This window comes from Salinisphaera dokdonensis CL-ES53, from assembly GCF_040361215.1.
Lineage (GTDB): Bacteria > Pseudomonadota > Gammaproteobacteria > Nevskiales > Salinisphaeraceae > Salinisphaera > Salinisphaera dokdonensis.
The window spans coordinates 1,245,423-1,268,219 of sequence record NZ_APND01000001.1 but is presented as its reverse complement, the minus strand read 5'-3'; the positions used below and the strand labels follow the sequence as shown (position 1 = coordinate 1,268,219).

Sequence of the window (22,797 nt, the reverse complement as noted above, 5' to 3'; positions counted from 1 at the left end):
CCTGCGCGGATGAATAAGCCGGCGCGCCGAACTGCTGCGTTGCAAGCCGACCCGAGGATAGAAGACTGGTTCGCCGCCCGCGACTGGCAGATCTTCGATTTCCAGCGCGAGGCCTGGGCGGCCTACGCGAACGGCGAATCGGGGCTTATTCACGCGCCGACCGGTACCGGGAAGACGCTGGCGGCCTGGTTTGCTGCGCTCGATCACTGGCTTGCGACTACCGATGACATCGACGCCACGCCGGGTCTGACCGTGCTCTGGATCACGCCGCTACGCGCGCTCGCAGCCGACACCACCAATCATCTCGAAGCGAGTGCCGCCGAGTTGGGCCTGAACTGGACCGTCGAGCGTCGTACCGGCGACACCAAAAGCCATGTGAAGGCACGTCAACGCCGGAAGTTGCCCAGCGCGCTGGTCACCACGCCGGAAAGCCTGTCCCTGCTGCTGTCCTACCCCGAGCACAAAAACCTGTTCGCCACGCTGGAAGCCGTCGTCGTCGATGAATGGCATGAACTGCTGTCGACCAAGCGCGGCGTACAACTGGAACTCGCGCTCGCGCGCCTGCGCAGCCTGCGTCCGGGCCTGCGCAGCTGGGGCTTGTCGGCAACGCTGGCGAATCTAGACGAGGCCGCCGATGCACTCACCGGCGGCGGGCCGGCCCGCTCGATCCGAGGGCTGATTCCGGCCGAGACCCGTATCGAAGCGCTCATTCCCGACACCATCGAGCGCTTCCCCTGGGCCGGACATCTGGGCACGCGGCTCGTCGAGCCCGTAATCGCCGCGCTCGAAGCGGCCGAGACCACTTTGCTGTTCACCAATACCCGATCGCAGGCGGAGCTGTGGCATCAGGCATTGCTGCGCGCGCGCCCGGATTGGCTCGAACAGATCGCCCTGCACCACGGCTCTCTCGATCGCGATCTGCGCGATCAGGTGGAAGCGATGATCGCGGACGGGCGGCTGCGTTGTGTCGTGGCCACCAGCAGCCTCGATCTGGGCGTGGATTTCTCGCCGGTCGATCAGGTGATCCAGATCGGCAGTCCCAAGGGCGTGGCGCGGCTTCTGCAGCGTGCCGGTCGTTCGGGACACCGCCCGGGCGTGGCCAGCCGTATTCTCTGTGTGCCGACCCACGCCTTCGAACTGGTCGAGATCGCCGCCGCACGGCGCAAGGCGCTGGCCGGCGAGGTCGAGGCGCGCGAGCCGCTCGCCGGCGCGCTGGACGTGCTCGCCCAGCATATCGTCACCCGCGCGCTCGGCAGCACGCGCGACGGCGGGGTCGAAGCCAACGACCTGCTGGCCGAGGTGCGCAGCAGCCGCGCCTATCGCGACCTGTCCGATGCCGAATGGCGCTGGACGCTGGATTTCGTCACCCGCGGGGGCACGGCTTTATCGGCCTATCCGGAGTTTCGCCGTGTCGAGCAGAACGGCGATCGGCTGCAGGTCACCGATCGACGGATTGCACGCCGGCATCGCATGACCATGGGCACGATCACCTCCGATGCCGCGATGAGCGTGCGTTTTGTGAAGGGCGGGCGGCTCGGCACGGTCGAGGAGCGCTTCATTGCCCAGCTCAAGCCCGGCGACGTATTCCTGTTCTCCGGCCGGCTGCTGGAGCTGGCGCGGGTGCGCGATCTGACCGCCTATGTGAAGACCGCCACGCGCAAGAACCGCCAAGTGCCACGCTGGGCCGGCGGACGCATGGCGATCTCCGGCACGCTGGCCGACGCGATCCGCGCACTGCTGGAAGCGGCCCGCGACGGAGACTATGGCGAGCCCGAGCTGGCCGCGATCCGCGATCTGCTCGAAATCCAGCGGCGCTGGTCGGCGCTGCCGGCCGCGGACGAACTGCTCATCGAGTACGTCACCAGCCGCGAGGGCCGGCACTGGTTTTTCTATCCGTTTGCCGGCCGGCTGGCTCACGAAGGCCTGTCGGCGCTCGTCGCCTGGCGACTGGCGCGCATGCACAAGGCGTCGTTCCGGTTCTCGGTCAACGACTACGGCTTCGAACTGGTCACCCGCAGCAAAGTCGATTTCAGCGATGATGAGCTCCGGGCCGCCCTGTCGCCGGATAACCTGGTCGACGATCTCATGGCCTGTCTCAACGCCGCCGAGCTGTCCAAGCGCGCGTTCCGCGATATCGCGCGGATTGCCGGTCTGGTATTTTCCGGCTACCCGGGCGCACACAAGAGCGCGCGACAGGTACAGGCGTCCAGCGGATTGGTCTTCGATGTGCTTACCCGCTACGACGCCGATAACCTTCTACTCGACCAGGCTCGGCGCGAAGTGCTGGAGCGCGAACTCGAGTTCAATCGCGTACACGCCGCGCTCGCACGTATTGCGAGTCAGGCGCTGTGCGTGACGAATCCGCCGCGCCTTACGCCGCTGGGTTTTCCGCTCTGGGTCGAGCGCGTGGCCAGCCAGGTCAGCAACGAATCCTGGCGCGACCGGGTCGAGCGCATGACCGTGCAATTGGAAAAGGCCGCCGATAAATGAATTCTGCCAGCCCACGGCCCGCGCCGCGCGCCGTCGTCGAGATAGAACTCGCCGGCGAGATCCTCGAGCTGCGCGCGGATCACAGCGTCTACTGGCCGGCCAAGCGCACGCTGTTTGTCGCCGACACCCATTTCGGCAAGGCTGGCGTATTTCGTCGCCAGGGCCTGGGCGTGCCGCGCGGTACCACCGATACGGATCTGGAACGGTTGGGTGCCGCGCTCAACGAGACCGGGGCCGAGCGGCTGATCATTCTTGGCGATTTCGTGCACGCGCCGCCGGCTGCGGATGCGCCCTGGTTGGCGCGCTTCGCCGCCTGGCGTGAACGCTTCGCGGGCGTCGAGATGATCGTCACCCGCGGTAATCACGACCGCGCCGACCGTTTGCCGATCGACTGTGATATCGGCTGGCATGCGGGCAGTCTCTTTGAAGCGCCTTTCGTGTTGCGCCACGAACCCGAGGCCGACCCGCGCGGTGCGGTGCTCGCAGGGCATATTCATCCGGTGGTACGTCTTGGGGATGGCAGCGAGAGCCTGCGTGCGCCTGTGTTCTGGCGTCATGCCGACGGGCTGATGCTGCCGGCTTTCTGCAGTTTCGCCGGTGGTGGCCGGGTGTCGCCACGCGAGGGCGATCGTGTGTTCGTGGTCGGCGAAGGTGAGGTCGTGGAAGCGATGACGCCGGACCGCCGGACGCGCGCCCAGTGAGCCGCGCAGCAGCTGCTCGCGGTGGCGCCCGACTCGACGAAGGGCCGATCGCACGGCATCTGATTGCCCTGTCGCTGCCCATGGTCTGGGGCATTCTCGCGATGATTGCCTTCAACGTGGCGGATACCTTTTTCGTCGCGCGCCTGGGCACCGCGCCGCTGGCCGCGCTGTCGTTCACTTTTCCGGTGGTTATGACCATGTTTTCGCTTGCCCTCGGGTTGGGTATCGGCACCGCGTCGGTCATCTCGCGCACGGTCGGTCGGGGTGATCATGACGAGGTGCGGCGGCTGACCACCGACAGCATGTGGCTGGCCATGGCGATCGTGCTGGTCTTCATGGCGGTCGGGCTGGCCACCATCGAGCCGCTGTTCTCGTTGCTTGGGGCGGGGCCGGAAACCTTGCCGCTGGTCGTCGAGTACATGCAGATCTGGTATCTGGGCGCGCCGTTCGTGATCGTGCCCATGATTGCCAACAACGCCATGCGTGCCTGTGGCAACGCGCGGCTGCCTAGCGCGATCATGATCGGCAGTGCGGCGCTGAACTTCGTACTCGATCCGCTGCTGATCTTCGGCTTGGGCCCGGTGCCGGCGCTTGGCCTGCAGGGCGCGGCGATCGCGTCGCTGGCAGCGCGTGCGGCGGCTTTCGGTCTGGCCATCGCGGCGCTGCATTACCGCATGAATCTGGTGGTGTGGGCGATTCCGCGCTGGACGCATCTGCGCGTGTCCGCCCGGCGCGTTGCGGTAATTGCGTTGCCGGCGGCGGCGACCAACATGGTCAATCCGATCGCGGTGGCCGTGGTTACCGCGGTGGTGGCGAGCTTTGGCCCGGCAGCCGTCGCCGGTTTCGGCGTGGCGACCCGAATCGAGGCGATTGCGGTAGTGCCGCTGCTCGCTCTAACCGCCGGGCTCGGCCCGCTGATCGGCCAGAACTGGGGCGCGTCCGAAGCAGGGCGCGTGCGTGCGGCGATGCGTATCAGCGCGCTGTTCTGCCTGGGCTGGGGCGCGGCGATCGCGGTCGTGCTGTTTGTGCTCGCCCCGCAGATCGCCGGCCTGTTCGAGGCCGATCCCGAAACCCGCGCGGCTGCCGTGACCTATCTGCGTTGGGTGCCGCCGACTTTTGCCGCTTACGGGGTGCTGATCTGTGTGAATGCCGCCTTCAATGCGGTCGGCCAGCCCATGCGGGCGACCGCGCTCATGCTGGGCCGCACCTTCGGCTTGTTCGTGCCACTGGCTGCGCTCGGCGGCTGGCTGATCGGCTTGTGGGCGGTGTTTGCCGCCGCAGCCGTGGCCAATCTCGCGATGGGGATCGTCGGCTACGCGCTGGCGCGTCACCGACTGACGAGCTAAGGCCTACTGGGCGTCCTGTGTACGCCAGGCCTCGAAGCGATCGCGCTCGGCCTGGCTGGCGCTGTTCCACCAGTACTTGAGCATCTGCAGCGACTGCGGCGGGGCGTTCTCCGGCGCCGGTTGTGGGCCGGGGGCGGCACTCGCACCGGTTGCGGCCGATGCCTCGGTGACGGGCGCGTACACGGTGTTGCCGCGGCGAATGGTCTCGGCCTCCGGCTCGGCGACGGCGATCTCGCCACTCACCGTTTCGCCGTTGCCGCGGTTTTCGATTGCCAGCTCGGGATTGGCAGCGAAGGCTTCACCGGCGGCCGGCGTCTCCGGGCGTTCGCCGACGACCGCATAACGGCTGTTGGCGCTGGCCTGGAAAGTCACCGTGATCGGCTCCGACAGCACGCGTGAATAATCATCGGTGCGGTCGGTGGTGTTCTCGATCAGGTCGAAATAGCGCAGTACCAGCTCGTGCTGGCCGGGGGCGACGCGCAGGGTCTGGTCGCGGCCATCGAAGCTGTTGAAGCTGTCGCGCAGGACCGTGCCGTCGATCGCCTGTACCTGGAATTGATAGGGCACGAACAGTTCGGCGCTGGCCGCGTCCTGGCTATTGCCGCTGTCAAGCTGACGCACGTTGGCGCAGCCACTGGCGAGCAGGAGCAGCCCGAACAGGCTCAGGCAGGCAAACAGGCGTGAATCGATACGCGGCATGGCAAGGTCCCCGGGGCGTCATGGATCGTGACAAAAAGGCGCGTCGATGCGCGCAGCTGACGCACACGATGCGCATGCAAGATGACATTTGCATGACAGTTCCATGACGCGGGCGGACGCCCGGCATGTCGTGCTGGCTCGGCAGCTTCTGCGCGGTGCAGGTAGAATCCCGCGCATGCTTATCGCCATTATCATCGGTGCCATTGCCGGCGCTTCGTTCATGGGCTTGCCGGGCGCGCTGCTCGGCGGCGTTCTCGGTTACTGGGGGGCGCAGCTGATTGCGATGACCCTGCTCAAGGGCGCGCTCGGCACCATCCGAGACCAGTTCCTCAATTCCACGTTCGCCGTCATGGGCGCGCTGTGCAAGGCCGACGGCCAGGTCACGCGCGACGAGATCCAGGTGGCCGAGGATCTGTTCACCAAGCTGCGTCTGTCCGACGACCAAAAGGCCAAGGCCAGGGCATCGTTCAATCGCGGCAAGGCCGCGGAGTTCGATCTCGACGCCGAGGTCGAGCGTTTCCGCAAGGTCGCCCGCGGCCAGCGCGCGCTGCACCAGATGTTCCTGCAGGTGCAGATCGCGGCGATCGCGGCCGACGGCAAGATCAGCTCCGCCGAGCACGACATGATCCTGCGGGTCGCGCGTGGTCTGGGCCTGTCGGACATGGAAATCCGCCAGCTCGAGGCGATGCTGTCCGGTCGCGCCGCAGGCGGTGGTTCGGGCGACGGCATGGGCTCCAAGGCCGGTATCGATCCGAAGGAACAGCTCGAGCAGGCCTATGCGGTGCTCGGGGTGGAATCCTCGGCCAGCGATGGCGAGGTCAAGAAAGCCTATCGTCGCCAGATGAGCCAGAATCATCCGGACAAGCTGGCCTCCAAGGGCATGCCGGAGAGCATGCGCGAGATGGCCGAGGAAAAGACCCGCGAGATCGGCGCTGCCTACGAGCGCATACAGGAAGCCCGCGGCATCAACTGACCGCGGCTGATCCGTTGCGCCGCAGCGGTCAGATCAGAACAAAAACATAATAAAAAGGGAGAACCGATATGGGTATGTCGCTGTGGGCGTTGACCGGCTTTGCCGGCTGGGCATTGTTGCTGGTTGTCGCGATGATCTTTTATCGCATACCGCTGGTGCTTTCGATGCGCAAGCGGGCCGATGCCTGGACGCGCGGCAACGAGGTCGAGCAGCCGGCGGTCATGACTCGTGTCGAGGGCGCCTACGCCAACTGCTTGGAAATGCTGCCGATCTTTGCGTCCGTGGTGCTCGTAGCCGCGGTTGCCGACGCCGAGTCGATCACTGCGGGCCTGGCGGGCTGGTTTCTGCTGGCTCGTATCGGCCAGTCGGTGGCGCATATCATCTCGGTGCATCACCTGATGATCTTCTTCGCCCGTTTCCCCTTCTTTCTGGTGCAGGTACTCATCCTCGGCTACTGGATCGTCGCGCTGCTGCAGTCAGCCTGATCCGGGCGGGCATTGCAGTCGGTCGATGAACCACTGCAGGGCACGGCCGGGGGCCGCGCTGCGCCACAGCAGATAGGTGTGCTGGATGGGGCGGGGCGTGGCCAGTGCGCGTTCTACGAGTCGACCGCTGGCCAGTGAGGGCTCGGCCCAGGCCGCAGGACAGTGGCCGACACCGATGCCCTGTTCGATCGCCTGAATCTTGCTGTGCATGGTGGTGACCGTCAGGCGCGGCTGGCCGTCGAGCAGGCCGGCGCTGCGCGCGGATAGATGCCGGGCGCTGTCGGCCACGACGATCGCCCGCCAGTCGCGTAGTTCGTCTTCGGCCAAAGGATGCTCGACGCGTGCGAGCGGATGATCCGGCGCGCAACAGAACACGAATGCCACTTCGTTGAACGGGGCCCGGCGGATGCCCGCGCCAGCCGGCGGCTCGGCCACGCCGATAGCCAGATCCACGCGCTCCTCGATCAAGGCCTCCCAGGTGCCGCCAAGTACCTCTTCGGACATGCGCAGGTTGATCGCCGGATGGGCAGCATGAAAAGCCCCGACGGTTTCCCAAAGCTCATGCGGCGCGATCAGTCCGTCCACGGCCAGGCGCAGCTCGGGCTCCCAGTTGTCGGCCAGGCGCTGCGCTGCCGCGCCGAGTTCGCGGCTCGCGGTGAGGATGCGTCGTCCCTCCTCGAGCAGTAGTCGCCCTGCGGGTGTGAGCACGGCTCGGTGGCCGCTGCGGTCGAACACGGCAATCCCGAGTTCCGATTCAAGCTGGCTGATCGTATAGGACACTGCGGAGGGCACGCGGTACAGCGCGGCGGCCGCAGCTGCAAAGCTGCCGTGGCGTTCGATGGCGTCGAGCGCTTCCAGTGCTTCGAGTCGTACGGGATGGCTCATGTCACGGCCGCTTCAAAAAAATATTCAAATTATTTGAATGAGTATGCCAAATCCCTTCGCTTTTATTGCTCGGGAGCGCGTCGTAACGTCATCGCATTGGGTTATCAAGAGTGAAGATCATGATTCAGGTCAGACCTTCGGACGAACGCGGTCGGATCGACGCCGGCTGGCTGCAGGGGCGCTACAGTTTCTCCTTCGGCGATTATCACGACCCGGCGCATATGGGCGTGTCCGATCTGCGCGTGATCAACGACGATCACGTCGCGGCCGGCGCAGGTTTTCCCACCCACGGCCATCGCGACATGGAAATCGTAACCGTCGTGCTCGACGGCGAGATGGCGCACGAGGACTCGCTGGGCAACGGCTCGACCATGCGGCCGGGCGATGTGCAGGTGATGAGCGCCGGGCGCGGTGTGCAGCACAGCGAGTTCAATGCCTCCGCCGAGCAGGCGTCGCACTCGCTGCAGATATGGCTGTTTCCGGGCGAGCGTGGCATCGAGCCGCGCTACGACCAGGCCCATTTCGGCGACGAACAGCTGCATAACCGCTTGCAGCCGGTGGTGTCCGGTGACGGCCACGATGGTTCGCTTTCGATCTGCCAGGACGCCGTGATCTATCGCTGCCAGCTCGATGCGGGCGCGCAGGTTATTCACGACGTCAACGCGCCGCGCCAGTTCTGGGTCCAGTTGACGCGGGGTTCGATCGAGGTGGCTGGCACCCAGCTGCACGCGGGCGATGGCGCGCGTATCGAGGGCGAGTTCAAGCTCGTGTTCGATGCGCTGTCGGATGCCGACTTCCTGCTGTTCGATCTGCGCGATATCTAGTCCAATGCGCGGCCGCCGGGATGGCGCCGCGTGACACACAACACACGGCGGCCGCCCTGGTCGCCGTCGTTTTCAACGGAGCATTTTATGAAGAAGATTCTCGTTCTCTACTACTCGATGTACGGCCATATCGAGACGCTGGCCAACGCGGTCGTCGATGGCGCCAATGGCGTGGACAGCGTCGAGGCGACGCTCAAGCGCGTGCCGGAAACCATGAGCGCCGAGGCGCTCGAGGCGGCCGGTGCCAAGACGGATCAGACCGCGGCCGTGGCCGAGCCCGGCGAACTCGCCGACTACGACGCCATCGTGTTCGGTACGCCTACGCGTTTCGGCAACATGGCCGGTCAGATGCGCACTTTCCTCGACCAGACGGGTGGCCTGTGGGCCAATGGCAAGCTGGTCAACAAGGTCGGCAGCGTGTTCACGTCGAGCGCGACCGGCGCGGGCAACGAGACCACGATCACGTCGTTCTGGAACACGCTGGCCCATCACGGCATGTTGATCGTGCCGGTCGACTATGCGGGCGCGCCGCAGCTGTTCGATATCTCGGAACTGCGTGGCGGCAGCCCCTATGGCGCGTCGACCTATGCCGGTGGCGATGGTTCGCGCCAGCCCAGCGAGAACGAGCTGGCCATCGCCCGCTACCAGGGCGAAAAAGTAGCCAGGGTGGCTACTGCTCTGCACCTCTGACACAGTTCGACAAGCTTAGAAAGCGTCTAGCGGAGCGACCATGAGCAAGAATGCGGCAACCGATCACAGAATCCATAACACCCTGGCGGTGCGCTGGAGCCCCTACGCGTTCAGCGACCGGCCGGTGCCGGCTGCCGATCTGGCGTCGTTGTTCGAGGCGGCCCGCTGGGCGCCTTCGTCCTACAACGAACAGCCGTGGCGCTATATCGTGGGCGTGAAGGGCGCGGGCAGCACCCACGAGCGCATCGTGGAATGCCTGGCCGAGGGCAACCGGGCCTGGGCGCAGAATGCGCCCGTTCTGGCGCTGGGCGTGGTGATTCGCAACTTTGTGAAGAACGGCAAGCCGAACAAGGCAGCCGAGCATGATCTGGGCCTCGCGTCGGCCAATCTCGTGACCGAAGCGACCACCCGAAAGCTGCACGTGCATCAGATGATCGGTCTCGATCCGGAGGCTGCACGCACGGTCTTCGGGGTGCCCGAAGAAGCTGAGGTATTCACGGCACTTGCGATCGGTTACCGCGAGGTTTCGGCGCACATGAACGAGGCGCTGACCGAGCGGGACACCAAGCCGCGCGCCCGCCGTCCGCTGGACGAATTCGTGTTCACCGAGCAGTTCGGAACACCGATCCGGTTCTAGCCGAAATTCCCGTCCTATAACCGATCCGGCACGCGCTGCCGGGGGCTGCGGCTGTCGTTAATAGGCGACAGTCGTGTTATAGATAAAAAAGGGAATTTCAGAGTAAAGCAAGATGCATGAGTGATAGCGAACCTGTAAAGGCGGGTATCAATCCGCCTGTGTTCTTTCCGTCCGTCATCCTGATCGGGGCGCTTGTCGTATTCGGCGCGTTCTTCCCCGACGCGGCGAATTCTGTCTTCAGCGGCATGCAGAGCTGGCTGATCAAGACGTTCGGATGGCTCTATCTGGGCGCGGTCGGCGTCTATCTCATCTTTTGCATCATGCTCGCGGTCTCCCGTTACGGGCAGTTCCGCCTGGGGCCGGATCATAGCGAACCGGACTTCAGCTATATCTCATGGTTCGCCATGCTGTTCTCGGCGGGCATGGGCATCGGCCTGATGTTCTATGGCGTCGCCGAGCCGGTGCTGCATTACGCCAATCCGCCCCAGGGCGGCGGCGAAACGGCAGAAGCCGCGCGCGAATCCATGCGGATCACCTTCTTTCACTGGGGCATGCACGCCTGGGCGATCTACGCGGTCGTCGGTCTGTGCCTGGCGTACTTCAGCTTTCGCCGGAATCTGCCGCTGCGTTTGAGTTCTGCGCTGTACCCGCTGATCGGCAAGCGTATCTACGGCCCGATCGGCAATGCCGTGGACATCCTCGCGGTGTTCGGCACGCTCTTCGGTGTGGCGACTTCTCTTGGCTTCGGTGCCCAGCAGGTCAACTCCGGGTTGAACTTCCTGTTCGATGTGCCGGAAGGGCTGACCTCCCAGATCGTGCTCATCTCCATTATTACCGCGCTGGCGACGACGTCTGTCGTACTCGGCCTGGATGGTGGTATCCGTCGCGTATCCGAGCTCAACCTTTGGCTCGCGGCAGCGCTGCTGCTGTTCGTGATCGTGATGGGCCCGACGCTGTTCATCTTCGAGTCGCTGACGCAGAACATCGGTAACTACATGTCCTCCATCGTGGACATGACTTTCAATTCCTACGTCTATACCGGGGATGAAGGCACCGACGGCTTCATGAGCGGCTGGACGCTGTTCTACTGGGCGTGGTGGATTTCCTGGTCGCCGTTCGTGGGCATGTTCGTTGCGCGTGTCTCGCGTGGTCGCACTATCCGCGAGTTCGTGATGGGTGTGCTGCTGGTGCCTGTGGGTGCGACCTTCCTGTGGCTCACCGCGTTTGGTGACGGCGCGCTGAACATGATCATGAACGAGGGCGCGGGCAACCTGCTCGGCGCGGTCAACGAGAACACGTCGACGGCCCTGTTCGTCTTTCTCGAGCAGTTTCCGTTCACGTGGGTGACCTCGATCCTCGGCACGTTGCTCGTGATCACCTTCTTCGTGACCTCGTCGGATTCCGGTTCGCTGGTCATCGATATCCTCACCGCCAAGGATGGCAACGAGCCGCCGGTCTGGCAGCGGATATTCTGGGCCGTGCTGGAAGGCCTGGTGGCGATCGTGCTGCTGGCGGCGGGCGGCATTGGCGCCTTGCAGGCGGCGTCGCTCGCGTCGGCGCTGCCGATCACGGTGCTGCTCCTGGTCATGGCCTTCTGCCTGTACAAGTCGCTCAGCGTGGAAGCGGTCAAGCAGGACAGCATGCGTCACATGATGAATACGCCGTCCAACGTGGCTGGCTTCGGCGGCAGCACCTGGCAGAATCGCCTGCAGACGCTGGTGACATCGCCGCAGCGCAAGCAGGTCGATACCTTCCTCGGTGATGTGGTCAAGCCTGCGATGGACGCGGTCGCGAAGCAGTTCGAGGACAGCGGCATGAGCACCAAGATCAGCGTCGAAGACGACCGCTGCTATCTTGATGTGGATCATGGCGCCGAGATCGACTTTGTCTATGGCGTGCGTGCTCGCCGCTTCACGGCACCGAGCTTCTACATGGGCGCGTTCGGCCGTAGCGAGGAGAAGAACAAGACCCGCGAGCACTACCGTGCCGAGGTCTTCCTGCGCGAAGGCGGGCAGCAGTACAACGTCGTGGGCTACAGCGAGGAACAGCTCATTGGCGATATTCTCGATCAGTACGAGAAGCATCTGCACTTCCTGTACCTGATGCGCTAGCAGGTTCGCCTGCCGCGAGGAACAGCCCGGCGTTGTGCGCAGCGCCGGGCTTTTTTCGTTCTGGCGCGCGCGGCGTGCTCATCTTGGGTATCCCGCGCTTCGTACCAGCGGGACATGGCTGGCGCGCCATCTGGTCGACAAGCAATGCGTTATGCTTGGCGGCGCTTCATTCCTTTTTTCGAGCTTGCGCTGCCGATGCGACAGGATCCGTTTGCCGTTTCCAATGTGCCGCCCATGATCAAGTGGCTCTTGATCGCCAACGGCCTGGGTTTTCTGTTCCTGCTCTATGCGCAGGAACCGGCGATGCAGTATTTCGCACTGTGGCCGTTCGGCGATTACCCGGTGCGTACGTCGGCCGGCACGGGGAGCGTGGGTTTCGAGGTCTGGCAGCTGCTGTCCTACGGCTTTTTGCATGGCAGCTTCGGCCATCTGTTCTTCAATATGTTCGGGCTGTGGATGTTCGGCCGCGTGATCGAGCAGGTCTGGGGTGGGCAGCGTTTTCTGCTGTTCTATCTGGTCTGTGTCGTGGGCGCAGGCGTTACCCAGGTCTTCACGCTGGCGCTGCTGTCGCCGGGTGAAGTGGTGCCGACGGTCGGTGCCTCCGGCGGGCTGTTCGGGGTGCTGCTCGCCTTCGGGATGATGTTTCCGAATGCGCGCGTGATGTTGCTGATTCCGCCGATTCCGATGACTGCGAAATGGCTGGTGATCGGCTACGGCGCGCTCGAGCTGTTCTTTGGTGTGACCGGCACCCAGGCGGGCGTGGCCCATTTCGCCCATCTCGGTGGCATGGCGTTCGGCTTCGGCCTGATCATGTACTGGCGCAAGAAAGGTGACGGTAGCGGGCCGGTGGTCTGAATAAAAAACGCCCGCTTGACCCATAGGCCAGCGGGCGCCTCTTCGCCTGTCTGGGCGGACAGGCCCGGGCGGACTAGACTTCGACGTTGAGCGTGACGTCGATATTGCCGCGAGTCGCGTTGGAATAGGGGCAGACCTGGTGCGCCTTGGCGACGAGATCGTCGGCTACGCCCTGTTCCATGCCTGGCAGTGACACGTTCAGTGTGACTTCGATGCCGAAGGCGTCACCCATCGGGCCGATACCGACCTCGCCGTCGATCTTCATCTCGTCGGGCAGCTTGACCTTTTCGCGGCCCGCGACGACGTTCATTGCGCCGATGAAACAGGCGGAATACCCGGCGGCGAACAGCTGCTCGGGGTTGGTGCCGTCGCCGCCCGCGCCGCCCAATGCCTTGGGTGCGCTCAGCGAGACGTCCAGCGCGTTGTCGGACGAGGTGGCGCGACCGTCGCGGCCGCCGGTGGCCGTGGCTTTCGCGGTGTAGAGCACTTTATCGACAGACATCATTCTTCTCCTGATTGGAATGGGTCAGCCGCCAATATGGATCGTAAATTAATTGCGCGCAATACAAAGTCGGCGGGCGGCACTTTATCCGTGTTCGCGTCGCAGGCCGCGTGAGTGGGCGGCAGATACCTTGGCATTACAGACCGCGCGCGTCTGACGTGATAGAAAGACCGGTGCGTCCGATGCGTTCGGGGCCGCGACTAGAGGAACAACAATTCGACAGGGAGAGGGCCGATGCCGTGCAGGTGTCGAGCCGATCATCAGGAGTGATTAACGCATGAAACGTCGTCAATTCTTGGCCGGCGCCGCGGGGGCGGCCGCGGCAGCCAGTACCGTGTTCTCGCCGATGACCATCGCGCGCAACAAGAAATTCAAGCTGGGCATGGTCACGTCCTGGCCGTCCTCTATCGATACGCTGTACGGCACCGCCGAGTTCATTGGCCGTTCGATCGAATACGCCACCGACGGGGATGTCGAGGTCGAGGTGTTTGCCGCCGGCGAGCAGGTTGGCGGCCTGGAGGTCTATGACACGGTATCCAGCGGCGCCTTTGCCATGGGCCATACCGCGTCCTATTACTACATCGGCCAGGATCCGACCCATGCGTTTTTCACCGCCATGCCGTTCGGCCTGACCGGCCAGCAGCAGAACGCCTGGATCGAGGAAGGCGGCGGCGGAGATCTCTGGAACGAGCTCAACGGCCGCAGCAATCTGGTCGCTTTCCTGGCGGGCAATACAGGCGGCCAGACCGGCGGCTGGTTCAACAAGGAGATCAATTCACCCGACGATCTCAAGGGCCTGAAAATGCGCTTCCCCGGCGTGGGTGGCCAGGTGATGGCGCGGGCCGGCGTGAACATCCAGAACCTGCCGGGTGGCCAGGTCTATTTCGCGCTCGAGCGCGGCGTGATCGATGCCGCGGACTGGGTCAGCCCCTATGACGATGAGATCCTGAAGCTGCACGAGGCGGCGAAGTACTACTACATGCCGAGCTGGGCCGAGCCGGGCGCCACGCTGGGCCTGTACGTGAACAACGATATCTTCAAGGATCTGCCGAAGGACATCCGCGAGACCATCCCGGTTGCCGCAAGGGCCGCCAACGAGCGCATGTTCGCCCAGTACACGGCCCGCAACGGCCCGGCGCTCAAGCGCCTGGTCAACAGCGGCGCTGAAGTGCGGACCTTCCCGTCCGAGGTGCTCGACCTGCTCAAGCAGTACACCGACGAAATCCAGCAGGAGCATGCGGACAGCAACAAGCTCTACGCCAAGGTGTACGAGCAGTGGCAGGGGTTCCGTGACGATGTGCGCGCCTGGACCGACGTCAGCGAGTACAACTACCTGCGCTATATCAACGGCGACCTGAGCTAGGTCTCTCCGCGAACCGGCGAACGGATCGCCCGATCAAGCCGCGTCCACTGCAGTGGGCGCGGCTTTTTTATCGCTACTGTACGGCGTCGCTCAGCTGCGGCAGCCACAGCACCAGCTGCGGGAACAGCCAGAGCAGTACCAGCGCGAAAAGCTGCAGGCAGATGAACGGCACTACGCCGCGATAAATATCGGCGGTGCGGATCTCGGGCGGCGCCACGCCCTTGAGATAGAACAGCGCAAAGCCGAACGGCGGGGTCAGGAAAGACGCCTGCAGGTTGACTGCGATCAGTACCGCGAACCAGAGCGGGTCGATGCCCAGCTGGATTGCGATCGGCGTGATCACCGGCACCACGATGAAGCTGATCTCGATGAAATCGACAAAGAAGCCGAGCACGAAGATCGTGAGCATGGTGAAGAACAGGAACGCCAGCGCGCCGCCGGGCAGATCGAGCAGGATTTCCTCCACCAGCTGGGGGCCGCCAAGCGAGGCGAACACCATGGTGAAGGCGGTCGCGCCCAGCAGGATGACGAACACCATGGCCGTAAGCTTCACGGTCTGGTCCATCACGGCGCGCAGCGCCTCCCAGTTCAGGCGCCGGTTGATCAGCGCCAGCAGGGTGGCGCCGAGCGCGCCCATGGCGCCGGCCTCGGTCGGCGTGGCGATACCGGCAAAGATGGTGCCCAGCACGATCAGGATCAGCGCCAGCGGCGGCGCCATCATGCCCAGCACGCGAAGCAGCAGGCGCTGACGGCTGATGTCGCGCTCGCTGGCCGGCAGCGCCGGGGCGCGCTCGGGGTGGCGCAGGGCGACGTACACGATCCACAGCACGAACATCCCGGCGAGCATCACGCCCGGAATGAAGGCGCCGAGGAACAGATCGCCGACCGAGACCTGCATCTGGTCGCCGAGAATGATCAGCACGATGCTCGGCGGCACGATCTGGCCAAGCGTGCCCGAAGCCGCCACAGTCCCGGATGCAAGGCCCTTGTCGTAGTTGTATTTAAGCATCACCGGCAGCGCAAGCACGCCCATGGTGACCACCGAAGCACCGACCACGCCGGTCGAAGCCGCCAGCAGGGTGCCGACCACCACGACAGAAATCGCCAGCCCGCCGCGCACGCGCCCGAACAGCAGGCCCATGGTCTGGAGCAGGTCCGAGGCCAGGCGCGACTTCTCCAGCATCACGCCCATGAACACGAAGAACGGCACGGCGACCAGTTCGTAGTTATCCATGATGTTGCCGAAGATGCGCCCCGGCAGGATATTGAGCCGCGCCATGCGGAACGCCGGCTCCCACGGCAGCGAAACGCCCATGTCCGGCAGCATGTCGCTGCCGATGAGCGTGAACAGCACCGCGGTACCGCCGAGCGTGAAGGCGACGGGGTAGCCGATGAGCAACATGCCGATGGCGGCCGCGAACATCCAGAGCGCGAGATAATCCACGGTCTACAAGCCTTCTGTTTCTTGTGTCGCGCGATGGGCTTCGTTGTCGTCGAATCCCGGCTGCTGCACGAGATAGGCCGCGTTCTTGATGATCTCGCTGATGCCCTGGAGGATGAGCATGGCGAAGGCGACCAGCATCACGGTCTTGATCGGGTAGCGCGGCAGCCCACCGGGGTTCGGGCTTTGTTCCATCACGGCCCAGGAACGTTCTACGTAGCCGAGACAGAAATACAGCCCGAAGATGCAGAACGGCACGAGAAAGACCACCGTACCGAGGATATCGATCCAGGCCCGGGTACGCGGGCCGAGGCGGCTGTAGACAATGTCCACGCGCACATGGCCGTCGACGCGCAGCAGATAGGCGGCGCCGAGCAGAAAGATCAGGTCGAAGGCGTAGGTCTGCAGCTCGAGATAGACGTTGGCCGAAAGCTGCACGCCGAGATACTGGCCCAGATAACGGGTGATTACGTTGTAGGCGCCGATCAGCACCATGGCCACGGTCAGCCACCACATCGTGCGGCCCACGAGCGTGGAAAAGCCGTCGATCGTGCGAGCCACGCCCAGCAGAATATTCATGTCTTGCCTCCGGGCGCGTCGTCGAGTCGAGGGTGGCCAAGCACTACAAGGCGGCGATTCTAGCTGACCGCGCGCTGCGACCCCAAGCCAGAGATGTCGATCAACCGTGCCACAGCGGCCGTTCGTGCAACGGATCGACACGATCTGCGGCATATTGGATGCCGCAAGTGGACAGCCAGGGGATTCAGCGGTGCAGGACTACGAAAAACTCGGGGCCTTCTATCTGGGCCGGGAACATGATCTGGCCAGTGAGCAAACCGGCACGGCGCCGCTGCTCTACGATGCCAAGGATCTGACGACCCATGCCGTGATCATCGGCATGACGGGGAGCGGCAAGACCGGTCTCGGCGTCGGTCTGATCGAGGAGGCCGCGATCGATGGTGTGCCCGTCATCGCGATCGACCCGAAAGGCGATCTCGGCAATCTGCTGCTGACCTTCCCCGATCTTACGGCAGCGGATTTCGAGCCCTGGGTCGACCCGGCCGCGGCGACCACCCAGGGCAATACGGTGGCGGCCCACGCGAAGGCGCAGGCCGAGCTGTGGCGAAAAGGCTTGGCGAGCTGGGATCAGGACGGCGCACGGATCCGTCGGCTGAAGGAAGCGGCCGAGTTCGGCATCTTCACGCCGGGCAGCACGGCCGGTATTCCCATCTCGGTGCTCAGTTCCTTCGACGCGCCGAGCGCTGCGCTACGCGACGACGCTGAAGCCTTCGCCGAGCGTATCCAGGCGACCGCGATCTCGATTCTCACGCTGCTGGGTATCGATGCCGATCCGCTATCCAGTCGTGAATACATTCTGATCTCCAACATTCTGCAGCACGCCTGGCAGGCAGGGCGCTCGCTCGACCTGCCGGGCCTGATCGGCGCGATCCAGTCGCCGCCCGTCCAACGCATCGGCGTCATGGACCTGGAAGCCATGTATCCGGCGAAAGAGCGGTTCGCACTCGCCATGCAGCTCAACAACGTGCTGGCCTCGCCGGGTTTCGCCAGCTGGATGCAGGGCCAGGCGTTGTCGGCGCGTTCGCTGTTCTATACCGACGCGGGCCGGCCGCGGGTGTCGATCCTGTCGATTGCGCATCTCACCGATGCCGAGCGCATGTTCTTCGTCACCATGCTGCTGGGCGAGATCATCGCCTGGATGCGCGCCCAGCCGGGCACGTCGAGCCTGCGTGCCGTGCTCTATATGGACGAGCTGTTCGGCTATATGCCGCCGACCGCCAATCCGCCGTCCAAGATGCTGTTCCTGACCCTGCTCAAGCAGGCGCGGGCCTATGGTCTCGGGCTGGTGCTGTCGACCCAGAACCCGGTCGATCTCGACTACAAGGGACTATCCAATACCGGCACCTGGTTCATCGGCCGGCTGCAGACCGAGCGCGACAAGAACCGCGTGCTCGACGGGCTCGAAGGCGCGGGCGCCGGCGGCGGGCCGTTCGACCGGGGCGCGATGGAGCAGACGCTCGCCGGGCTCGGCAAGCGGGTTTTCCTGCTGCACAACGTGCACGAGACCGAGCCCGTGGTCTTTCATACCCGCTGGGCGCTGTCCTATCTGCCGGGCCCGCTCACGCGGGACCAGATTCGCCGGCTTACGCAGGCGACGCCGCACAGCGCGCCCGCAGAGTCGGTGCCCGCTCCGGGCAAGGCGCCCCGAGCGCCCCGAGCGCCAGTCGAAGCCGCGACGGCAGCGATGGAGCGCCCGGTGCTCGACCCCGGTATTCACCAGTACTTTTTGCCCGTGACCATGCCCGGCGAGGGGCCGTTGACCTATTACGCCCAGATCGTCGGCGCGGCGGAGGTGTTCTTTACCAGCCGCACCCACGGTATCGATCTGCAGCGGGCCTTCGTGTTCGGCGCAGAGCCCGTCGATGGATCCGTGGCGCTCGACTGGGATTGGGCCGAGGCGTTGGCAGTCGATATCACCGCGCTTGAGGATCAGGCGCCTGCCGATGCGACATTCGGGCCGCTTGCACCGGCTGCTCGCCGGGCGACCAACTTCCGAGAGTGGGAGCGCGACTACAAGACCTGGCTGCGCAAGGTACAGGCGCTCACCCTCTTTCGAAGCAAGACCTTCAAACAAGTCTCTGCGCCCGACGAAAGCGAAGCGGATTTCCGTATTCGGCTACAGCAGCTCGCCCGTGAACGCCGTGACCTGGAAGTCGGCAAGCTGCGCGCGCGCTACGAGAAGAGCGCGGGCCGGCTGCGCGAGCGACTGCGCTCGGCCGAGCGCAAGATCGAGGAGCAGAAAGCCCAGGCCAGCCAGAAGAAGATCGAAAGCGCGTTGTCCATCGGTGGCGCGCTGCTGGGCGCCTTTCTCGGGCGCAAGCGCTTGAGCAGCAGTACCGTCAGCCGGGTCGGCACCGCGGCACGGCGTGCCGGATATGCGGCCAAGGAAATTCGGGACGTGCGCGAAGCCGAGGCTGATGCAGCCGAACTTCAGGCCAAGCTCGACGCCGAGGGCGAAGCCTTCGCGGCGGATGTGGCTCGTCTCGAGGGCGAGATCGATGCCCAGACCGAGGTTCTGGATACGGTGCAGGTGCGCGCCCGCAGCAGCGATATCGATATCCGCTTCGTTGCGCTGCTGTGGTCGCCTTATCGGCGCTCGGCCGACGGGCGCACGCGTCCGGCCTGAGCCCGGGCGCTTATCGCGGGCACAAAAAAGCCCGGCGCGCCGAAGCGCCCCGGGCTGTCATCACGCCGTTTCTATTCGGCGCCGGCTTCGGTTTCGACCGAGGTCTCGATGGTCTCGGTCTGCAGCTCTGCGTCGGCGGTGATATCGGCCTGCGTGTAGAGCAGCTTGCGATAGTCCTTGGCCGAGTAGCGTAGATCCTGATCCTGGAAAAACGCGGAGCTCGGGTCGTCCGACTGGCCGTAGCTGATCAGCCCGTAGCCTTGCGGGCCTTCGTCGGTGAAGCTCAGCCCGAAGTGCCAGCTGGTGCCGTAGGCGATCAGCCAGCCTTCGTTGGCCGTACTCGACAGACTGCCGGTATTGGCCAGCGTGCCGGCCGGGGCAGAGCGGGGATAGCGGGTGCCATCCTCGACGCGGCCCGTATCCGGACGCACGATATTGAAGCCGCCCTCCAGGTTCTGGTTGCCGTGCCATTCGATGGGGCTACCGGACTTGCCCGGCATACCGCTGGGCGGCGTGCCCGTGGACTGCTGCTGGCGCTGGACATCACCCAGACGCGCGTCGTAGGCGATATTCACCTGATCCAGCTTGTCCAGGCCACGTGCGAGCGAGGCCAGCATCGGATCTTGGGAGATATCGGCAGGCGCTTCGTTCGGCGTACCCGGCGTGGTTTCCGGATTCGCCGGGTCGAAGGCCATCGAGAACTCGCTCGGGAAGGCCGGATCGTAGTCGCCGATGAACACGCGGAAGACATGGGCGCCACGGCTGTCCACGTCGTATACGCCGTCCCAGTTGGCTAGCGCCGTACAGCCTTCGGCTACCGAGCGGCTGCTGCTGTCGTCGGTGGCAATCGGCGTGGTGTCGGCGGTGTCACATCGGGCAAGCAGTTCGTCGAGCAGCGTCTCCGCATAGTAGGCGCGGTTGGAATAGAGCGCCTTGATGATCTCTTCGCCGGTGAACTTGCCGTCGCTGCCGGCCGGGGCCACGGTCGACAGGCCGGTGTCGGTCGGGTTTTCCAGCATCGCCAGACCCATGCGGGTACGTGGCGACAGAATGCTTTCGGTCGAGCCGTAGAGCGGCGAGAAGCCGGTCAGGAACTCGTCCGGATTGGTTGCCCAGTAGCTGTCGTTGGAGTTCTGGACATAATCACGGCGTTCCAGCTTGGGCATGCCGTCATAGGCGATACGCCCTTCACAGTCGCCCTCGACCCAGTCGTTGAGGCCACGACTGCCATCAAGCAGCGTGACGCCGGCGTTGAACAGACCACCGACCACCGGGTTGGTGTTGGCCCGTGCCTGGAAGGCCTGCAGGGCGCCGCCGGACAGGCTCGGTACCGACGTGCCGTCGATATAGAACGCCTGGCCGGAATCGTCGGCGTACATGGTGTTGACCCAGAGCACACTCCCGCAGCTTTCGAACGGCTGCTGGAACTGGTCGACGTTGCGGGCTCGGCCCATGTTGAGCCATTGGTCGACGACTATGCGGGCGGTGTCGGTGTTGGCATCACGATAGGTGAATGCGGTCGGTCGACCGACGAAGTTGCCGCCCCAGCTCGGCAGGTTCGAATTGATGACGTTGCCGGCGAGCATCGGGCCGTGTTCGGAGTAGTAGAAGTCGCGTTCAAAGGTCGCCGTATTGCCGCCGCCGACATTGACCTCAACGGAGATCGTCTTCTGCGTGATCGGTTTTTCTTCGCCGTCCTTGATATAGGTCAGCGGATCGCCGGACTTCAGCGTCAGGTCGTAGAGCGTGAAGTGCTGGGCGGTGGACACGGTGTGCGTCCAGGCCACGTTGTCGTTGAAACCGATCAGCGGAATCACGATGCCGATCAGGCCGGCGCCGTTGACGTCGTATACACCGGGGACCGTGATCTGCATCTGGTAGAGGCGACGGTTGCCGGTGTACGGGAAATGCGGGTTGGCCAGCAGGGCGCCCTTGCCGTTCTCGGTCATCTCGGAGCCGATGCCCCAGCCGTTGCTGCCCATGCCGCGGTCGTTGTAGTCGGTCTTAAGACCCAGTGCTTCCGGCGTAAGTCCTGCGACGTTGCTTGCCATCAGGCGCGCCTCGGCGCTGGCGGCATCGGCACTCGCTGCAGGCATCGCAGGCATGGGGGCCGGGCTCGTGTTGGGCGGCACGGCTGCAAACAGCGGTCCTTGAACGAAGTTGTCGCCACTCGCATAGAGCGCGACCAGTTGATAGTAGGCGTACAGGTCTTCGGCGCTGATCGACCGTACCCAGGGTGCCTGATTGCACTTGGCGGGCAGATCGGACGGCGCGGTTTCGTCGACGTACTTGTTATAGCCCTCGGCAAAGCCGCGGAGCATGGCCTGTGAAGGCGCTGAGAGTTCGGTGAATTCTTCGTTGGCTTTTTCCAGCAGGCCGAGCGCCTTGTAACTGAAATCTGTGACGACGTTGATACCGACCGGTAGGGCGGCGGCGACGTCCGGGCCCGGGCCGTAGAACAAAGCCCGCTCGCCGCGCGCGCGGATGATCGAGTCGGCAATCAGGCAGACGTTGTCTCGTGCCTGCACATAGCCGGAGCCGAAGGCGGCGGATTCGAGGTTGTCGGCGGTGATATGCGGCACGCCGCCGGTCGTGGTCTGAATGCGCGCACTCAGCTGGCCGTCCGGTGCATTGATCTGGCTGTCGCTCAGCGCCGGCAGGCCGTTGTTGCCACCGCCGTTGCCGGAGTCGCTGTCGCCGTCCGAAGAGCAGCCCATCAACCCGGCCGATAGACACAGCGAAATGCCGGCCACCAGCACTGGCCGTTTCCAGTGAATTGTTTTCATTTTCTCCCCCGTGATACGTCCTGAGTTGGACGGCTCGATATTAGCCAAGCCGAACGGGATTTGCACGCGCCATGCATCGGCACCTCGATATCGAGCTTTCCGGTCTCAAACATGCCGTTAGCGCTAGAGAGATACCCGCTGGCGCGACGAGATTCACGTGCGCTTGCATCCATGCCGGCGTCGCGGGGTTATAGTATTTCCATGAACAGAAAAATCTTCGTTCTCGCAATCTGTGGCGCGCTGTTGAGCGCCTGTGCCAGCGGTCCGGCTTACCGTCCGGCCGTGGAGCCCGACGACTACGGCTATCGTGATACGTTGCTGACATCAGATCGTTACCGGGTGAGTTTTTCCGGCGACTCCGGCATGGCACGCGAGACGGTGGAGAACTTCGCGCTGTTCCGTGCGGCCGATGTAGCGGTGAACCGCGGCGCGACCCGGTTCCGGATCAACTCGCGTGAAACCTCGCCGGTGACCAGCTACTCCGGCGGCGGCCCGAGCACGAGCATCGGCTATGGTTGGGGTTATCCCTTCTGGGGGACGAGCATCGGTTATTCGACCGGTGGCGCGAGCCGCACCCGCTATGAAACGGTGCTGGAGATCCAGATCGGCGACGAGGTGCCCGAGCAAGGGCAGGACGTCTACAATGCCACCGAACTCAAGCGCAATCTCTCGACCGCCGTCGCCGCCGACGGCGGCTAGGCGCTGGCCGGCTGAAGCCGGGTGAGAGGTCAGGCGTCGTGCTGGACGACGCCAGCCGGCGTGCCGAACGGATCCTGCGCACGCTTCGTTTCGGGATTGAGATGA

Annotated in this window: 19 protein-coding genes; 13 read left to right on the top strand and 6 right to left on the bottom strand. The window is 64.4% G+C overall.

Features of this window, described 5'->3' with window-relative positions:
* Window positions 1-9 precede the first annotated feature (9 nt).
* Genes SADO_RS05970 through SADO_RS05960 form a run of 3 tightly spaced genes read left to right on the top strand, consistent with a single transcriptional unit; the run spans window position 10 to window position 4,537 of the window.
* Window positions 10-2,490 (top strand): ligase-associated DNA damage response DEXH box helicase, encoded by a 2,481-nt coding sequence (locus SADO_RS05970; RefSeq protein ID WP_353110018.1) that lies wholly within the window; start codon window positions 10-12, stop codon window positions 2,488-2,490.
* The gene (gene pdeM / locus SADO_RS05965) at window positions 2,487-3,191 is read left to right on the top strand and encodes a ligase-associated DNA damage response endonuclease PdeM (protein ID WP_353110016.1); all 705 of its coding nucleotides are present in this window, start codon (window positions 2,487-2,489) and stop codon (window positions 3,189-3,191) included. The genes SADO_RS05970 and pdeM overlap by 4 nt, the downstream gene beginning before the upstream one ends.
* Window positions 3,188-4,537 carry an MATE family efflux transporter gene (locus tag SADO_RS05960; RefSeq protein ID WP_353110014.1) on the top strand — a complete coding sequence of 450 codons (1,350 nt, stop codon included), beginning with the start codon at window positions 3,188-3,190 and terminating at the stop codon, window positions 4,535-4,537. The genes pdeM and SADO_RS05960 overlap by 4 nt, the downstream gene beginning before the upstream one ends.
* Before the next feature lie 3 nt (window positions 4,538-4,540).
* On the opposite strand, the gene SADO_RS05955 is transcribed toward SADO_RS05960, so the two are convergent.
* Window positions 4,541-5,236 carry a DUF2057 family protein gene (locus SADO_RS05955; RefSeq protein WP_353110013.1) on the bottom strand — a complete coding sequence of 232 codons (696 nt, stop codon included), beginning with the start codon at window positions 5,234-5,236 and terminating at the stop codon, window positions 4,541-4,543.
* 175 nt (window positions 5,237-5,411) lie between these two features.
* Here SADO_RS05955 and djlA point away from each other — a divergent pair, with 175 nt between their 5' ends.
* Window positions 5,412-6,209, top strand: coding sequence for a co-chaperone DjlA (gene djlA, locus SADO_RS05950; RefSeq protein WP_353110012.1), 798 nt, complete (start codon window positions 5,412-5,414; stop codon window positions 6,207-6,209).
* Window positions 6,210-6,277: 68 nt separating this feature from the next.
* Window positions 6,278-6,694: an MAPEG family protein gene (locus SADO_RS05945; RefSeq protein ID WP_353110011.1), complete on the top strand. Its 417-nt coding sequence runs from the start codon at window positions 6,278-6,280 to the stop codon at window positions 6,692-6,694.
* Here SADO_RS05945 and SADO_RS05940 read toward each other — a convergent pair.
* The gene (locus SADO_RS05940; RefSeq protein ID WP_353110010.1) at window positions 6,686-7,579 is read right to left on the bottom strand and encodes a LysR family transcriptional regulator; all 894 of its coding nucleotides are present in this window, start codon (window positions 7,577-7,579) and stop codon (window positions 6,686-6,688) included. The two genes, SADO_RS05945 and SADO_RS05940, sit on opposite strands and share 9 nt — an antisense overlap.
* A gap of 119 nt (window positions 7,580-7,698) precedes the next feature.
* Here SADO_RS05940 and SADO_RS05935 point away from each other — a divergent pair, with 119 nt between their 5' ends.
* The 5 genes from SADO_RS05935 (at window position 7,699) to SADO_RS05915 (ending at window position 12,696) form a co-directional block, all read left to right on the top strand.
* Window positions 7,699-8,403: a pirin family protein gene (locus SADO_RS05935; protein ID WP_353110008.1), complete on the top strand. Its 705-nt coding sequence runs from the start codon at window positions 7,699-7,701 to the stop codon at window positions 8,401-8,403.
* A gap of 87 nt (window positions 8,404-8,490) precedes the next feature.
* Window positions 8,491-9,093: an NAD(P)H:quinone oxidoreductase gene (gene wrbA, locus SADO_RS05930; protein WP_353110006.1), complete on the top strand. Its 603-nt coding sequence runs from the start codon at window positions 8,491-8,493 to the stop codon at window positions 9,091-9,093.
* Window positions 9,094-9,133: 40 nt separating this feature from the next.
* The gene (locus tag SADO_RS05925; RefSeq protein ID WP_353110004.1) at window positions 9,134-9,730 is read left to right on the top strand and encodes a nitroreductase family protein; all 597 of its coding nucleotides are present in this window, start codon (window positions 9,134-9,136) and stop codon (window positions 9,728-9,730) included.
* Window positions 9,731-9,846: 116 nt separating this feature from the next.
* On the top strand, window positions 9,847-11,841 hold the full coding sequence (locus SADO_RS05920; RefSeq protein WP_353110002.1) for a BCCT family transporter: 1,995 nt from the start codon (window positions 9,847-9,849) through the stop codon (window positions 11,839-11,841).
* A 195-nt stretch (window positions 11,842-12,036) separates the two neighbouring features.
* Window positions 12,037-12,696, top strand: coding sequence for a rhomboid family intramembrane serine protease (locus tag SADO_RS05915; RefSeq protein ID WP_353110001.1), 660 nt, complete (start codon window positions 12,037-12,039; stop codon window positions 12,694-12,696).
* A gap of 73 nt (window positions 12,697-12,769) precedes the next feature.
* On the opposite strand, the gene SADO_RS05910 is transcribed toward SADO_RS05915, so the two are convergent.
* Window positions 12,770-13,198, bottom strand: coding sequence for an organic hydroperoxide resistance protein (locus tag SADO_RS05910; protein ID WP_353110091.1), 429 nt, complete (start codon window positions 13,196-13,198; stop codon window positions 12,770-12,772).
* 277 nt (window positions 13,199-13,475) lie between these two features.
* Here SADO_RS05910 and SADO_RS05905 point away from each other — a divergent pair, with 277 nt between their 5' ends.
* Window positions 13,476-14,561 (top strand): TRAP transporter substrate-binding protein, encoded by a 1,086-nt coding sequence (locus SADO_RS05905; protein ID WP_353109999.1) that lies wholly within the window; start codon window positions 13,476-13,478, stop codon window positions 14,559-14,561.
* A 73-nt stretch (window positions 14,562-14,634) separates the two neighbouring features.
* Here SADO_RS05905 and SADO_RS05900 read toward each other — a convergent pair whose 3' ends face one another.
* Window positions 14,635-16,005, bottom strand: coding sequence for a TRAP transporter large permease (locus tag SADO_RS05900; protein ID WP_353109998.1), 1,371 nt, complete (start codon window positions 16,003-16,005; stop codon window positions 14,635-14,637).
* A gap of 3 nt (window positions 16,006-16,008) precedes the next feature.
* Window positions 16,009-16,581 carry a TRAP transporter small permease subunit gene (locus SADO_RS05895; RefSeq protein ID WP_353109996.1) on the bottom strand — a complete coding sequence of 191 codons (573 nt, stop codon included), beginning with the start codon at window positions 16,579-16,581 and terminating at the stop codon, window positions 16,009-16,011.
* Window positions 16,582-16,771: 190 nt separating this feature from the next.
* Between SADO_RS05895 and SADO_RS05890 the strand changes: the two genes are divergently transcribed.
* The gene (locus tag SADO_RS05890; RefSeq protein WP_353109994.1) at window positions 16,772-19,207 is read left to right on the top strand and encodes a helicase HerA domain-containing protein; all 2,436 of its coding nucleotides are present in this window, start codon (window positions 16,772-16,774) and stop codon (window positions 19,205-19,207) included.
* Between the two features lie 71 nt (window positions 19,208-19,278).
* Here SADO_RS05890 and SADO_RS05885 read toward each other — a convergent pair whose 3' ends face one another.
* A complete protein-coding gene (locus SADO_RS05885; protein ID WP_353109992.1) occupies window positions 19,279-21,993 on the bottom strand; it encodes a penicillin acylase family protein in 2,715 nt (904 codons plus the stop codon).
* Window positions 21,994-22,194: 201 nt separating this feature from the next.
* Between SADO_RS05885 and SADO_RS05880 the strand changes: the two genes are divergently transcribed.
* Window positions 22,195-22,692: a CC0125/CC1285 family lipoprotein gene (locus tag SADO_RS05880; RefSeq protein ID WP_353109990.1), complete on the top strand. Its 498-nt coding sequence runs from the start codon at window positions 22,195-22,197 to the stop codon at window positions 22,690-22,692.
* Window positions 22,693-22,797 lie beyond the last annotated feature (105 nt).